Raw genomic sequence first — 15,530 nt, 5'->3', positions numbered from 1 at the left:
TATGAATGCAAAGAAGGGATACTATATAACGCTAACTGCTTATGTTGCAATACTTGCTTATGCAGTTTACTACAATATCGCAAATGGATATTCACAGGCGATGTTTATGTGCTTTGTATCAGCTGCCTTAATGGTGGTTGCACCATTAGCGTTTAAAATTATGAAATGGAAACCAGTATATGAAATATATACATTAACATTAGTTTTCATTGCAATTGCATCATTGTTTGGTAGTTCATTACGTTTCTATAAACTATATATCTTTTGGGATAAGCTTGCACACACCTTCAGTGGAGTGCTTGGTATATTGTTTGGATATATCTTATTCTGTTCACTAAAAAAAGTTGCATTTGCTGATAAGAAAGATGTACCATTGCTATTGATATTTGTAAATGCAGTAAACATTTCAATTGCTGCTTTATGGGAACAATACGAATATCTTTGCTTATTAATAGCCGATTATGATGCGATTAACCACTATAGTTCAGGAGTACATGATTCCATGGGTGATATTGGAGTCTGTATCATTGGTGGGTTAATTGCAACATTATTTATCATTCAAAGATATCGTAGTGGAAAAGGTAATTTTATTACAAATATCTATGAGAAATTTTACAACCTGAATATAAAGAAATAGAGAATTCCTTAATTGGAATTCTCTATTTTGCCATACGGATCATCCGCCTGCTGTGGATGATAAGTAATAATTTGATTATTCATAAATAGCTTAAATAATTGATATACTTCATTGTTGGTATGGGTATCCAACATCAGTCGATGTGGACCACCATGCAAGATAATCAGACGTTTCATATTATGTTGTATTCTACTGAAATTATTAATACTGCTGCGAACGGAAATTACATCATCGTTATCTCCATGTACCATTAAGGTAGGGCAGATAACTAAGTTGATGGAATCTTTACACTTGGCAACAACCTCCATAAAACAGGATGTCTGTTTATTGCTCATAGTAAGTGGTGGAGTCTGATTGTTAATCATCTGTGTGATTGCACTTAATACACTTCTTACATTGATAAACTCAAATGCAGGAGATATTAAAAATAGTTTCTTCACATTGTATTTACTGGCTAAGTAAGATGCAATTACACCTCCCATAGAGAAACCAATTACATAAACATCACGCTTTGTTTTCAAAAGTTCTTCCATCTTTTCTTCGCATCGTTCAATCCATTCGTCTGAATTGGTATCATCATCGTCATCAACATCAAAAATATCAAAGGTTACAAACTCAAATTCTTTTTCACCCCATAGTTTAAAGTTATTGTATTCTGTACTTCGACGATGACCAAAACCATGAATACATAATACCAGTGGTTTCTTTTTCCATATTGATTTAATTGCTTCTAACACGATATCACCTCTATAGGAATATTATCGCATAAATATCACAAGAATTAAATTTTTACGATTTTTTTGTGATAATGGTTGACAACTTTGAAAATAATGGTTATTATTTAGCCATAAATTAAAAACGATGAAGAGAAGAGTAGATTTACCAAAACCTTCGTAGAGAGTCCAGTCTGGTGAAAATGGATAAGGTCAGTAGTTTATTGAAAATGGTCTTGGAGTTACATAATCGAATGAGTTATCTTTAGGTTATGTCGGTTTCACCCGTTACTGTGATAGAGTATGATAGTACTTGAAGAGGCTGCTATAGCGATATAGTGGTAAAATAAGGTGGTAACACGATGCATTCGTCCTTTGGGAGAATGTTTTTTTTATTTTATGGGGGTTAACTATGAATAAGATTGAATTAAAAAACATCACCAAAATCTTCAAAACTAAAGAACAAGACGTTCATGCAGTGAAAGACGTTTCACTGCATGTAGAAGAACGAGATATCTTTGGGGTAATAGGATTTAGTGGTGCAGGTAAAAGTACTCTGATTCGTTGTATTAATTTATTGGAACGACCAACAAACGGAGAAGTTTGGGTCAATGGAAAAAATCTTTTAGAATTAAAGCCAAAAGAGTTAAGAGAAGAAAGAAAGAAGATTGGAATGATTTTCCAGCACTTCAATTTAATGAGATCACGTACGGTAGCTCAAAATATTGCTTTTCCTTTAAAGGGAAGTGGATTAAGTAAAACTGAAATCCAAGCAAAAGTGAAAGAGTTATTGAATCTGGTTGAGTTAACTGACAAGGAACATGCATATCCTTCTCAGTTATCTGGAGGTCAGAAACAAAGAGTTGCAATTGCAAGAGCTTTGGCAAATGATCCAACGATTCTGCTGTGTGATGAGGCAACAAGTGCACTGGACCCTCAGACAACACAATCGATTTTAGCTTTATTGAAAGATTTAAATGAAAAGTTAAAGATTACGATTGTAATCATTACGCATGAGATGGCTGTTGTGAAGGCAATCTGTAATAAGGTTGCGATTATGGAAAATGGTCATGTGGTTGAAGAAGGTGGTATTATTGATATCTTTGCAAATCCAAAAAGTGAAGTCACAAAGAATTTCATCAATACAACAACTTCGATTCATCAGATTTATGAAATGATTGAAGAAGGGAATCCTTTGGTACAGTTAGAGAGTGATGAAGTAATGCTTCGATTAGTATATTCATCATCAAATACAAAAGAGGCTCTAATGGCGAATCTGGTAAAGAAGTTCAATGTTGAATTTAATATTATTTTTGGAAATGTTGAAGTACTGTCAAACCAGCCACTTGGTAATTTGGTTATAAAAGTAAAAGGTAATAAAGATGATGTAAATGCTTCAATCAATTACGTGAAAGAGCAAGGTGTAAAAGTGGAGGTGTTGAAATGATAGATACAATTGGATCAGCAATTTCAAATTTCTTCCAAACAGTACTGATGCAGGTGTTTGGGTTTATCAATCAATTCCTATCAATGGACAACATGTACAATGAAGCCATGGTAAAAGAGTTTGTTGAAGCAGTGTATGCTACATTACAGATGACGATTGTTCCAGGTATCTTTGCTCTAATCTTTGGAATGATCTTGGGAGTTGTAAGTATGGTGACTAGAAAAGGTGGAATTATGGAGAATCGAATTGTTTACTTTATTGTAGATAAATTCATTAACTTCTTTCGTTCAGTTCCATTCATCATTCTGATTGCATTACTTATTGCAGTCTCAAGACTTGTAGTAGGAACAATTATTGGAATTGAAGGAATGTATATTCCGTTAATCTTTGGAACGGTACCATTCTTTGCTCGCCAGATAGAGTCAGCAATGAGTGAAGTAGACAAAGGGTTAATTGAAGCAAGTGAAGCGATGGGGAACAGTCCATTGCAAATTATAGTTAGAGTATATTTAAAAGAAAGTATCCCTGGAATCGTAAGAGGAATTACCATTACTCTTATCTCGCTACTTGGATTAACAGCAATGGCTGGTCAAGTTGGTGGGGGAGGATTAGGTAACTTCGCAATCCGCTATGGATGGAGCAGACAAATGGGAGATGCTACATGGGTAACCGTAATCGTTATATTGATTATTGTAACTCTAATACAAGTAATCGGTAATTATATAGAAAAGAAAACAACACATTAGGAGGATATAGACATGAAAAAGTTATTTAGTTTAGTGTTAGTTTGTGGTTTGGTATTAACAGGTTGTGGATCAAGTGATGATGAAACAGCAAAAGATAATGATGAAAAAGAATTAGAAGTAATAAAAGTGGCAGCATCAGAAGTGCCACATGCGGAAATCTTAAATAGTTTAAAAGATCAATTAGAAGAAGAAGGATACAAGATAGAAGTAACTGTATTTGATGACTATATCTTACCAAATACTACTGTTGATGAAGGTGAATATGATGCTAACTTCTTCCAACATATTACATATTTAAATGAATTTAATGCAAGCAATGGAACTGATTTAACAGATGTAGCTGATATTCATTTTGAACCATTAGGAATTTATAGTAATGATACAACCGAAAAGAATGATGATTTCTCAATTGATGATGTAAAAGAAGGCGCAGTTATTGCTGTACCAGATGACGCTACAAATGAAGCACGTGCACTTCAGTTATTAGCAGCAAAGGGAATCATTGAATTAAAAGAAGATGCAGGAATAAATGCTACTACAGCTGATATTACTAGTAATCCTAAAAATATTGAAATTAAAGAAATTGTGGCTTCAGGAATTCCAACAGCATTACCAGATGTTGATTATGCAGTAATTAATGGAAACTATGCTCTTACATTTGAAGTGACTGATAAAGTCATCACAACAGAAGCTACTGATAGTGATATGGCAGAAGCATATAAAAATGTATTAGTTGTAAAAGTAGGTAATGAAGATAGTGATAAAACAAAAGCATTAGTAAAAGCATTAACAAGTAAAGAAACAAAAGAATTTATTGAAGAAACATATAAGGGAACTGTAGTACCTGTATTTGAATAATTGAAAAAAAGCGTGAAGACGCTTTTTTTGTGTTTGAGGATTTCGTAGAAATCCTCATCTTGTGATATAATGGTGGTCAAGGAGTGATAGCGGTGGAGTATTTTAAGAAAAATAAAGTGTTTATATTCTTAGTCGGTATTCTTGCCGTTAGTATTATAGCACTGGGGTTACAATTAATGAACAACAATGATAGCAGTAGTGCATATCAGCCCAATCAGACAGAAAAAGGAAGTACCAGTATTAACAGTTTTAATGTCGATTTGAATTCTTCTTTGGATCTTACCTTCAGTTGGAATATCAAAAGAGGTAGTGAAGTAATTGAGAAGGTAGAAATCTACCATGGTGATACATTGCTGCAAGATGTAACGGATAAAGCAATTTATTCATTGTCATTATTTCATAGTGGTATTCATACTGGAAATAATGAATTTACATTTAAAGTGTATTTGGATACTGGAACGGTATTACAGAAGAGTCAATATCATTATATTGATGAAGTACAAGACTTTGATATGTCGAAAGATATTGTAGATAATAAAATAAGATATACAGTTACGTATTATGATGATAAGGAACGTAAGGCTGGAACATTGATGGTGAATTTATCTCATAATCGTACAGGTAACATTCCAATTAACTTCGTGAGCACAAATGTACTTAGTGAAGAAGGTGGGTATGAAAAAGTTCAAGTTATTTATGAAATAGATATAAATGCATTAACTGAGACGAGTTATCAGATAAATTATACGTTTAGTTTCGATGACTATAATTTAACATTTAATCGAAGTGATACAATTGAGTTATAAGAAAATCCTCTGAATTTAGATTCAGAGGATTGCTTTATTATATAGATACTGAGTATAACAGATCTCCATATGAAGGGAATGGCCAGTATTCTTTTGAACAGTTTTGTTCAATTTCATCGGCTATTGCTCTTAAGTCTACCATTTTAACTAGTACACTTTGACAGTAGTAAGTTGCATTCTCAATTAAATCATCAATACCACCAGCTTTGATGATATCTTCAGCTAAGGCTTCTGTCTTGCGATATAAATCGCTTGCCAGGCGGCTTAGTTTTTTAATAAGAGCATCTTCTACACCATATTCCATATCTGCTGAGATTGATTTCTTAGTTGCAATACTTTCACTTAAGTCTTTAATATAAGCAAGTGTCGAAGGAATAATATTCTTTTTAGACATATTAACCATTGTTTCAGCTTCGATGTTGATTGCTTTAGAATATTCTTCTAATAAGATATCAATTCTTGATTGCATTTCATGTTTAGAATAAATGTTGTGTTTTGTAAATAGAGTCACATTCTTTTCATCCATGTAATGAGGTAATGCTTCTGGTGTAGTTCTGAAGTTATATAATCCACGTTTTTCAGCTTCAGTTACCCATGCTTCGTCATATCCATTACCATTGAAGATAATGCGTTGGTGATCAGTGAATGTCTCTTTGATTAAGTCATGTAGTTCAGAAGTAAAGTCTTCTGCTTTTTCTAAACGATCTGCAAACATTGCCAATGTATCAGCGACAATGGTATTAATCATAATGTTTGGACAAGAGATTGATAATTGAGATCCCAACATACGGAACTCAAACTTATTTCCAGTAAATGCAAATGGAGAAGTACGGTTACGGTCTGTTGTATCTTTAGGGAATGGAGGCAATGCATCCACACCAATGACCATTTTATTTTCACATGCTTTTTCACATGGACGATCTTCAATAATTGCATTAATAATTTCTTCTAATTCACTACCTGTGAATATTGATATAATTGCAGGAGGTGCTTCATTAGCGCCAAGACGGTGGTCATTTCCAGCACTTGCAACAGAGATTCGCAGTAAGTCTTGATAGTCATCTACAGCCTTTACAAGAGCTGCCAGTACTAACAAGAATTGCGCGTTTTCACTAGGAGTGTCTCCAGGTTCTAACAAGTTTTCTCCAGTATCTGTAGCCAATGACCAGTTGTTGTGTTTACCACTACCATTGATTCCAGCAAATGGTTTTTCATGTAGTAGGCAGACAAGGTTATTACGTAATGCAACTTTCTTCATAATTTCCATTGTTAATTGGTTATGATCAGTTGCAATGTTCGTAATGGTAAAGATTGGTGCAAGCTCATGTTGAGCAGGTGCAACTTCATTATGTTGCGTTTTTGCCAAGATTCCTAACTTCCAAAGTTCATCATTTAATTCTCTCATGAATTTTGCTACTTTTGGTTTTAACACACCAAAGTAGTGATCATCAAGTTCTTGTGTTTTTGGAGGTCTTGCTCCATATAGCGTACGACCTGTGTAAATTAAATCCTTACGCTTGTCCCAAAGTGATTTCTCAATTAAGAAATATTCTTGTTCTGGACCTACTGTAGTATTTACACGTTTTACATCTGTTTTTCCAAATAACTTTAAGATTCTTAATGCTTGTACATTTAATACTTCCTGAGATTTTAGAAGTGGGGTCTTCTTATCAAGTGCTTCACCTGTGTATGACATAAATACACTTGGAATACATAAGATTCCTTCTTTGATAAATGCATATGAAGTAGGATCCCAACCAGTGTAACCACGAGCTTCAAAGGTAGCTCTTAATCCACCATTAGGGAAACTAGATGCATCAGGTTCACCCTTGATCAGTTCCTTGCCAGAGAATTCCATGATGATACTTCCATCTCCACTAGGTGAAATGAATGCATCATGTTTTTCAGCAGTTATTCCTGTCATTGGTTGAAACCAGTGAGTATAGTGAGTAGCACCATTTTCTATTGCCCAGTCTTTCATGGCAGTTGCAATCGTGTTCGCACATTCTGGATCCAATGTCTTACCTTCTATAATCGTTGCCTTGTACTTTTTGTAGATATCTTTGGGCAACTTCGCTTTCATACAGCGATCATCGAATACTAAAGAACCAAAAATTTCTGTTACATTCGTCTTCATAATTCTCCTCCTGATAGTTCATTTTGATATAAACAAAAAAAGGAGCAGTAGGTGAAAAAACCTACAGCTCCTTTGCTGTTCATACAAAGAGTTTATACTGGTTTTGAGTTGTTGTCAAGACTAAGTTTGAAAATCATGAGGATTTTGGTTTATAGCGATAACTTGGATGAAAACGCTGGGTTGGGGGATAGAAAGAATCTTTGAAATATACAAACCCCAACTTTTCTAATAACTTCTTAGATGCAATATTATCAGGGGAATGTCCTGCATAAATTTGCTTGTCAGGAAACATTGAATGTATGTGATTTAAAATTGTTGAACTAGCCTCAAATGCATATCCTTTTCCCCAGAACTTTTCACGCAAATGGAAGCCCATTTCTAAATCATCTCCACCTTCAGCTGAGAATGGGCGAAACCCACAACAACCAATAAACTCATTATCTTCTAAGTTGAAGATAGGGTAGTACTGAATGCTATAATTCTTTTCATTGTTTATTTCTATTGTTAGTCGTTCACTAACTTCTTCATCACTTAAGGTTTTATCTGCATAGATAAATTTAGTGACATTAATATCCTGCCACAATTGTTTCGCTAATGGAAGATCATCTTCTTGCCACTTAGAAAAACCAATTCGTTTACTTGTAAGAAAATATGTATGCATAACTAGCCTCCTGTACTCTAAGTTTAATTATAAAAATTTATTACATTTTCGTAAAGAGATAATACACAAGAAAATTGAATTCCTGTAAAAAGAATTTATTCTTTTTAAAAACGACTAGTAAAAAGTTTTAAAATTTTCTTAGTTGACAGTATTGAATTTCGCATCTATAATTCACTCATAAGATTTTTATACGTGCTATAATGAAAATGAAATAAATAGGAGGTTACCATGAAAATCGATGAAATTTTGCACTATATTGAGTTTAATCATGTTAAATTTGTGCGGCTCGCATTCTGTGATATTTTCGGGACCCTCAAAAACTTGTCCATCAATGCAGAGGACTTCAAACAAGCGAATGAACAAGGGATTAACTTAGACGCGTCTGATGTTAGCGGTTTTATGAACTTTAAGAAAACGGATTTACTACTATTCCCAGATTTGGGAACGATGAGTGTTCTCCCATGGAGATCTTCTCATGAAAAAGTTGTTCGTTTTTTTTGTGATATCAAATACCTAGATGGAACACCGTTTGAAGGGGATGGAAGACAGTTTTTAAGACAGGCGATGGAAGCCTGTGAAGCATATGGATATACCCCTAAAATAGGGATTGAAAGTGAATTTTACCTGTTTGAAAATGATGATCGAGGAAAGCCTACCAATATTCCTTTTGATGATGCATCTTATTTGGATGTTACACCGTTAGATGGATGTGAAAATATACGTCGTGAAATCTGTTTGTCACTAGAGCAGATGAATGTAAAAACAACGATGAGTTATCATGAAAAAGGACCCGGTCAAAACGTTATCATATTCGAAGATGATTCAGCTTTAAAAGCTGCTGATAACATGGTGATTTTCAAGAACTGTGTAAAGAGTATTGCCTTGTTAAATGGCTTATATGCTTCGTTTTTACCAAGACCGTTAGAAGATGCGAGTGGTAGTGGACTACGTATAAAAGTGACCTTAAGTAAAAATGATCGAAATATCTTTAATGATGACTATGAAGTAGATATTGAAGAGCAACGTTGTTTTATTGCTGGAGTGTTGAATCGCGTGCATGAAATGAGCTTGATTTTGAATCCGATTAATAATTCCTATGAACGTTTAGGAAGAGAAAAAGCACCAAAATATATTACATGGGCAAAAGGGAACCAAAGTCAGCTTATCAGAGTAGATGAAAAGAAGGATGAATATTCTTATATTATGCTTCGTTCTGCGGATGCCAGTTGTAATCCATACTATGCATATGCGTTATTGTTATATGCGGGAATTGAAGGGATGAAAAATCATGAAAAACTGCCTGAGGATTACTCAAAAATTCCAGTGCAACAGTTACCAAAAGATTTAAAAGAAGCAATTGAAAGTTTAGAAAAATCAACGTTTATGAAAGATGTGATGAATCAGAAAATAATTGATAAATTCTGTGAAATCAAACAGCAGGAAGTGGATGACTATAATGAAGAAAAACGCTTTGAAAATGATCCGTATTTCAAGTTGATTTAATGAGGAAAGAGAGGAATGGTTATGGCAAGTTGTTTAATAATTTCCAGTTTAGATAAAAGTCTTGATGCACTATCGCAACTTTTAAAAGCCATTTCGGTCCAACAAATCGTTGCTTGTAAGAGTGGAAGTGAAGCAAGGCGTTTCCTTAGTAAACAACATTTTGATTTAGTACTGGTAAATACACCACTCTCGGATGAGTTTGGTCATGAAATAACTTTATATGCAGCGCAACATTCTACCAGTGGAGTTGTAATGCTGGTGAAAAAACAAATATTAGAAGAAGTCAGTAATAAACTGAATCCTTTTGGGGTGATGTGTATTGGTAAACCTTTGGATCGTCAGATGTTTACCCAGGCAATTTCACTTGCCATATCAACCAATAAGCGAATCAGTGGTTTTCATGATGAAAACGTACGATTGCATGAAAAGGTGGAGAATATTCAGTTAATCAGCAGGGCGAAGTATGCTTTGATGGAGTATTTGAATATGAGTGAACCTCAGGCACATCATTATATAGAGAAGAAAGCGATGGATAATCGTGTATCAAAAGAAGAAGTAGCAAAAGAAATACTAAAGACATATGGTTAGAAGGAGAACAGAATGAGAAAGTATATATTTGTAACTGGTGGGGTAGTAAGTGGTTTAGGTAAAGGTATCACAGCTGCTAGTTTAGGAAGATTATTGAAAGAACGTGGACTAAAGGTAATGGCACAAAAAATGGATCCCTACATCAATGTAGATTGTGGTACGATGTCACCTTACCAGCATGGAGAAGTTTTTGTAACTGAAGATGGTGCGGAAACCGATTTGGATTTAGGACATTATGAACGTTTTATCAATGAAGATTTGAATCGTTTTTCTAACCTAACAAGTGGGAAAGTATATTGGAATGTATTAAATAAAGAACGTAAGGGAGAATATCTTGGGGAAACCGTACAGGTAATTCCTCATATTACGCAAGAGATTAAGGATTTTATCTATGCAGTTGGTGATGAAGATGATGCAGATGTAGTCATCAGTGAAATTGGTGGAACAACTGGAGATATTGAATCACAGCCATTTCTGGAAGCAATTCGTCAGGTGAGTTTGGAAGTTGGTAAAGAAAACTGTTTGTTTATTCATGTAACATTGGTTCCTTATATTAAGAGCAGTGGAGAACATAAGAGTAAACCAACCCAGCATAGTGTAAAAGAAGTACAGTCATTAGGAATCGCTCCAGATATTATTGTATGTCGTAGTGATGAACCATTAGATGAAACAATACTAAAGAAGATTTCCCTATTTTGTAATGTGAAACCAGATTGTGTTATTCAAAACATTACACTACCAATTTTATATGAAGCACCATTAATGCTGGAGGATGCAAACTTCTCTGATATTGTTTGTAGGGAATTAAATTTAACTACACCAAAAGCAGATATCAGCAAATGGCGTGCATTAGTACAACGTATTAAGAATTGTGATAAACATGTGGATATTGCTCTTGTTGGTAAGTATGTGAAGTTACATGATGCATATTTATCAGTTGCGGAAGCACTGAAACATGGTGGATATGAAAATGATGCAGAAGTAGAGATTCACTGGATTGACAGTGAACAGCTAACCAAAGATACAGTAGCTGAAAAATTATCAGAAATGGATGGAATCATCCTTCCTGGTGGGTTTGGTGATCGTGGTATTGAAGGAATGGTGGAAGCCTGTCATTATGCAAGAGTAAACAATATACCTTACTTTGGTATTTGTTTAGGAATGCAGATTGCAACAATTGAATTTGCTCGTTATGGTTTGGGATTGAGTGATGCCAACTCAAGTGAGTTTACTCCTGATGGGTTAAACAATGTGATTGACTTGATGGATTCACAAATCAGTGTAGACCACAAAGGTGGTACGATGAGACTGGGTGCTTATCCTTGTCATATTAAGAAAGAATCAAAGCTATATGAAGCATATAAAAAAGATGATATTCAGGAACGTCACCGTCATCGTTATGAGTTTAATAACAAGTATCGTGATGACTTTATAAGTAATGGAATGGATATTGTAGGAACAAGCCCAGATGAACTGCTTGTTGAATCAATTGAATTTACTGATAATAAGTTCCATATTGGGGTTCAATATCATCCAGAATTTAAATCAAGACCAAACAAAGCACATCCTTTGTTTAGAGAATTTATTAAGCATTCATTAAAAAATAACTGTAATAAGTTATTTTTTTGATTTTTATCACAAAAGAAAGTCAGGTTGGTTTACCATTCGTACAGTTTTTGTGTATAATAGGTATGATAGTTTTTTACTATTATGTTTAAGAAGTTGAAAGTGAGAGGAAATAAATGGCTAGAAGAAACAAAGAGAAAAAGCAAAGAAAGCCAGTCAGTAAAGCTCGCAGAATAATCGAGGGGATTATTTTAGTTGTTGCTGTTTGTGTTTTTATCTATGCTGCAGTAAATCTGTTTAACATCTGGAAGGCGAATAGCGATGAAGCTGCTGAGACAGAACGTGTACGTGAAGAGATGAAGGTACCAACAACAGAAGAAGATTTAGATAACTGGTCTCCAGATTTTGCGAAATTACAAGAAACGAACCCTGATGTAGTTGGATGGATCGTTGTATTAGATACAGAGATTTCATATCCAGTTGTTAAGGGAAGCGATAATGAATATTATTTGGATCATACATTTGAAAAACAATCAAACTATGCCGGGGCAATCTTTATGGATTATAGAAACAAAGGAGATCTTAGTGATTTAAATACGTTTATCTATGGCCATAATGTTCACCATGGTACAATGTTTGCGGAATTAGCTAATTACATGGATCAGGAGTTCTTTGAAGGACATCCATATGTGTACTATTACACACCAACAGGAAACTATAAGTTACAAGTATTTAGTGCTTATGTAGATAAAGGAGATTCTCCTTCCTATCAAAATGGTGTGAATGTAACCGATGCGACAGCTTATCAAAGTTATATTGATTATGTAAAAGGATTAAGTCGCTATGACAGTGGTGTTGAAATGACTTCTACAGACCATATGATAACGCTATATACATGTAGTTATGAAAGTGGTGAAAACCCAAGTAATACGGATGTTCAATACATTGAAGACCGCTATTATATTCACTGTAAAGTTATTCAGGCTTTAACTGGTGAAATGCCAAACGAAAAATCAAATTAAGAAATCGAAAATAAGTAGCATCTGCTACTTATTTTTTGGTTGTATTATGGTATAATACTTAGCAGGAGTGATGTTTTTGAAAGTACTGATTGTAACTGGAGGCACAGGCGGGCATATTTATCCAGCACTGGCTCTGGCAGATTATATGAAACAAGAGGGGCATGATATAGTTTTTGTAGGTAACGATGATCGAATGGAAGCAACGATTATTCCTGAACATGGTTATCCTTTTTTTGCGTTACATACCAGTGGGTTTACTGGTAGTATTTTCAACAAACTGAAAGCTGGAATACAAAGTTTATTGGCTACGCGAAAAGCGAAAAAAATCATCCGCAGTGAGCAGCCGGAAGTCGTGATTGGATTTGGTGGGTATGTAAGTGTGCCAACAATTATGGCGGCGAACAAACTAAAGGTGAAGATAGTATTGCATGAACAAAATTCAATTGCAGGAGCTGCAAATCGTCTGTTGGCGAAATATGCAGATGCAGTTGTAATTTGTTATGAGAATGCGAGAAAAGATTTTCCTGACTGTAATGTACAGTTGTTAGGGAATCCAAGGGCTACTTACGCAGCGCAACGGATAACAGATGAAACATATTTTAAGACATTTGGATTACCAGAGGATAAACCTTTGGTTTTAGTTGTGATGGGTTCTCTTGGAAGCAGTAGTGTAAACACCATTATGAAAGATGTATTACGTGAAATCAAAGATGTTAATTTTTTATATGTAAGTGGTAAGAATAATTATCAGGAAACATATGATGAACTATCAAGTGATCATGTAAAGGTAGTTGATTATATTGATCAACTGGCTATTATTGATAAATTTGATTTAATTATCTGTCGGGCAGGGGCAACAACGGCTGCAGAAATTACTGCAAGTGGAATTTGTAGTATTCTGATTCCAAGTCCTTATGTCGCTCATAATCATCAGTATTTTAATGCAAAATCTTTGGTTGATGAAAAGAGTGCACTCATGATTGAGGAAAAAGACTTAAATACTAAGACACTTTATGATAAAATAAATATGGTTTTAAGTGATAAAAACCTTCGTGAAGAAATGAGTGAGAATGCAAAGGAACATGGGTTTCCTAATGCATGTGATGATATAGCAAAATTAATTGAGACATTATAGGAGTATTATGAAAATAGAAGAGTTATTGGAAACACATGGTGACTTAGAGTTAGATGCACCATTGAGCAAACACACAACATATCGTATTGGTGGTAGAGCAAAGTATCTTATCTACCCGAAAAGTGAGTTATCACTGATTCGTATTGTTGAAGTATGTAAAGCACAAGGACTTCCTTACAAGGTATTTGGTAAAGGGAGTAATTTATTATGTTCAGATAATTATTATGAGGGTGTAGTGATTTGTCTGGATCGTTATTTTACAGATTTTAATTTTGAAGAAGATGGTACTTGTATTGCACAGGCTGGAGTTTCTTTGATTATGTTATCAAATGGAGCGATGAAAGAATCACTGAGTGGACTTGAATTTGCCAGTGGGATCCCAGCTACGGTTGGTGGTGCAGTTGTAATGAATGCAGGTGCATACCGTAGTGATATGTCGGAAATTGTAGAACGTGTATATGTTTTACGTGACAATGAATGTGTATGGATTGAAAAAAGTGATTTAGATTATGGATATCGCCATTCTTTATTTCTTAACCACCCAGACTGGGTTGTTTTAGGTGTGGAAATAAAACTTCATGATGGAGACCAAAAGGAAATCCGTGATCTGATTGATTCAAGAAGACAACGCAGAAAAGATTCACAACCTTTGGAAAAGCCTAGTGCAGGAAGTGTGTTTCGTAACCCTAGTGATGCTCAGGCATGGGAGTTAATTGATAAGTGTGGACTTCGAGGTAAAAGTATTGGTGGCGCAAAAGTAAGCGAGAAGCACGCCAACTTCATTGTTAATGAAGGGGATGCTACTGCTGAAGATATAGATCAGTTAGTCTTGTTGGTTCAAAATGCTGTTTTTGAAAAATATGGTGTTCATCTAAAAATGGAAGTTGAGAAGTTTAATTGGAACGACGCAAAAATGACAAGTTAGACCAAGAAGAACTAGAACGAGTTTTAGAAAAAGATGAACAAGAAACAAGATATGATCGAGTAATAAAGCATCGTAAAAAATTAAAAAGAACAAGAAGAAGAATAAAGATATTAATTGCGTTAGTTCTTATTGCTACTATTGGTATTTATATGCTGACATCATTGTCTAATATTAAGATTTTAAAAGTGAATAATAATGTAATTTATTCACAACAGCAAATTCTTGATAAAGCAAGTTTGAAATATAGTGGTAAAATGGTTTTCCATCCTGTATACTTTATTGAAAAAGTATTGGAAGAGGATGAATTAATTAAAGATGTCAGTGTACGTAAAGATTACTTCAGTGGGTCAATTTATATTAATGTGACTGAAGAGAAGGTAATTGGGCAATACGCAGCTGACGGTAAGAATTATGTATTGCTGGCGAATGGAAAATCAGTAATACTTGATGATACACAGCTAGCGCTAATCAGTTCACCATATATTGTAGACTTAAATGAAGAACAACGAGAGTTATTAGCTGAAAGTTTATCAGAAGTAGATGATGAGTACATTAGTCTGATTTCGGAAATTCGTCATTATAGTACCTCTTATGATGATAATATGTTAGAATTGCTGATGCAGGATGGACATATTGTCCGTACTTCCTATAGCGATATAGATTTACTTAAGAATTATCGAGGAGTACTAGAGAAATATAAAAGCGATTTGAGATGTATTTATTTTGTGGATGGAAGTGTTCATTCAGGTAAGTGTGATTAATGTAGAGTAAATATAGTGAATATGT

At 34.4% G+C, this 15,530-nt stretch carries 15 protein-coding genes and 1 other annotated feature; of the genes, 12 read left to right on the top strand and 3 right to left on the bottom strand.

Annotated features, from left to right (window positions below):
* Position 1: 1 nt before the first annotated feature.
* Positions 2 to 637 (top strand): DUF2238 domain-containing protein, encoded by a 636-nt coding sequence (locus J2S15_RS13300; protein ID WP_307409111.1) that lies wholly within the window; start codon positions 2 to 4, stop codon positions 635 to 637.
* Positions 638 to 645: 8 nt separating this feature from the next.
* On the opposite strand, the gene J2S15_RS13295 is transcribed toward J2S15_RS13300, so the two are convergent.
* Entirely contained in the window at positions 646 to 1,374 is a 729-nt protein-coding gene (locus J2S15_RS13295; protein ID WP_307409109.1) for an alpha/beta hydrolase, read from the bottom strand.
* 115 nt (positions 1,375 to 1,489) lie between these two features.
* Positions 1,490 to 1,729: a binding site (T-box leader), on the top strand.
* Positions 1,730 to 1,762: 33 nt separating this feature from the next.
* Here J2S15_RS13295 and J2S15_RS13290 point away from each other — a divergent pair.
* From J2S15_RS13290 to J2S15_RS13275, 4 genes are all read left to right on the top strand, one after another.
* Complete coding sequence (locus J2S15_RS13290; RefSeq protein ID WP_307409108.1) at positions 1,763 to 2,797, top strand: methionine ABC transporter ATP-binding protein; 1,035 nt, start codon at positions 1,763 to 1,765, stop codon at positions 2,795 to 2,797.
* Positions 2,794 to 3,543: a methionine ABC transporter permease gene (locus J2S15_RS13285; protein ID WP_307409106.1), complete on the top strand. Its 750-nt coding sequence runs from the start codon at positions 2,794 to 2,796 to the stop codon at positions 3,541 to 3,543. Before J2S15_RS13290 ends, J2S15_RS13285 begins: the two co-directional genes overlap by 4 nt.
* A gap of 12 nt (positions 3,544 to 3,555) precedes the next feature.
* Positions 3,556 to 4,401: a MetQ/NlpA family ABC transporter substrate-binding protein gene (locus J2S15_RS13280; protein WP_307409104.1), complete on the top strand. Its 846-nt coding sequence runs from the start codon at positions 3,556 to 3,558 to the stop codon at positions 4,399 to 4,401.
* A gap of 92 nt (positions 4,402 to 4,493) precedes the next feature.
* On the top strand, positions 4,494 to 5,207 hold the full coding sequence (locus J2S15_RS13275) for a hypothetical protein (protein WP_307409102.1): 714 nt from the start codon (positions 4,494 to 4,496) through the stop codon (positions 5,205 to 5,207).
* A 37-nt stretch (positions 5,208 to 5,244) separates the two neighbouring features.
* Here the strand turns inward: J2S15_RS13275 and J2S15_RS13270 are convergent, their stop codons facing one another.
* Positions 5,245 to 7,344, bottom strand: coding sequence for a glutamine synthetase III family protein (locus J2S15_RS13270; protein ID WP_307409100.1), 2,100 nt, complete (start codon positions 7,342 to 7,344; stop codon positions 5,245 to 5,247).
* Between the two features lie 133 nt (positions 7,345 to 7,477).
* Positions 7,478 to 8,005 (bottom strand): GNAT family N-acetyltransferase, encoded by a 528-nt coding sequence (locus J2S15_RS13265; protein WP_307409098.1) that lies wholly within the window; start codon positions 8,003 to 8,005, stop codon positions 7,478 to 7,480.
* Between the two features lie 228 nt (positions 8,006 to 8,233).
* Here J2S15_RS13265 and J2S15_RS13260 point away from each other — a divergent pair, with 228 nt between their 5' ends.
* From J2S15_RS13260 to J2S15_RS13230, 7 genes are all read left to right on the top strand, one after another.
* The gene (locus J2S15_RS13260) at positions 8,234 to 9,508 is read left to right on the top strand and encodes a glutamine synthetase family protein (protein ID WP_307409096.1); all 1,275 of its coding nucleotides are present in this window, start codon (positions 8,234 to 8,236) and stop codon (positions 9,506 to 9,508) included.
* A gap of 21 nt (positions 9,509 to 9,529) precedes the next feature.
* Positions 9,530 to 10,096, top strand: a complete 567-nt coding sequence (locus J2S15_RS13255) for an ANTAR domain-containing response regulator (protein ID WP_307409093.1) — start codon at positions 9,530 to 9,532, stop codon at positions 10,094 to 10,096.
* Positions 10,097 to 10,108: 12 nt separating this feature from the next.
* Complete coding sequence (pyrG, locus tag J2S15_RS13250; RefSeq protein ID WP_307409091.1) at positions 10,109 to 11,725, top strand: CTP synthase; 1,617 nt, start codon at positions 10,109 to 10,111, stop codon at positions 11,723 to 11,725.
* Between the two features lie 113 nt (positions 11,726 to 11,838).
* Positions 11,839 to 12,684 carry a class B sortase gene (gene srtB, locus J2S15_RS13245; RefSeq protein ID WP_307409089.1) on the top strand — a complete coding sequence of 282 codons (846 nt, stop codon included), beginning with the start codon at positions 11,839 to 11,841 and terminating at the stop codon, positions 12,682 to 12,684.
* 70 nt (positions 12,685 to 12,754) lie between these two features.
* Positions 12,755 to 13,819 (top strand): undecaprenyldiphospho-muramoylpentapeptide beta-N-acetylglucosaminyltransferase, encoded by a 1,065-nt coding sequence (gene murG / locus J2S15_RS13240; protein ID WP_370872541.1) that lies wholly within the window; start codon positions 12,755 to 12,757, stop codon positions 13,817 to 13,819.
* A 7-nt stretch (positions 13,820 to 13,826) separates the two neighbouring features.
* Positions 13,827 to 14,744 carry a UDP-N-acetylmuramate dehydrogenase gene (gene murB / locus J2S15_RS13235; protein ID WP_307409085.1) on the top strand — a complete coding sequence of 306 codons (918 nt, stop codon included), beginning with the start codon at positions 13,827 to 13,829 and terminating at the stop codon, positions 14,742 to 14,744.
* Entirely contained in the window at positions 14,717 to 15,505 is a 789-nt protein-coding gene (locus J2S15_RS13230; protein ID WP_307409083.1) for a cell division protein FtsQ/DivIB, read from the top strand. The genes murB and J2S15_RS13230 overlap by 28 nt, the downstream gene beginning before the upstream one ends.
* Positions 15,506 to 15,530: the final 25 nt, after the last annotated feature.

Source organism: Breznakia pachnodae, assembly GCF_030814225.1.
In the GTDB taxonomy this organism is placed as follows: Bacteria; Bacillota_I; Bacilli_A; order Erysipelotrichales; family Erysipelotrichaceae; genus Breznakia; species Breznakia pachnodae.
This window is presented reverse-complemented; position numbering and strand designations above follow the sequence as displayed.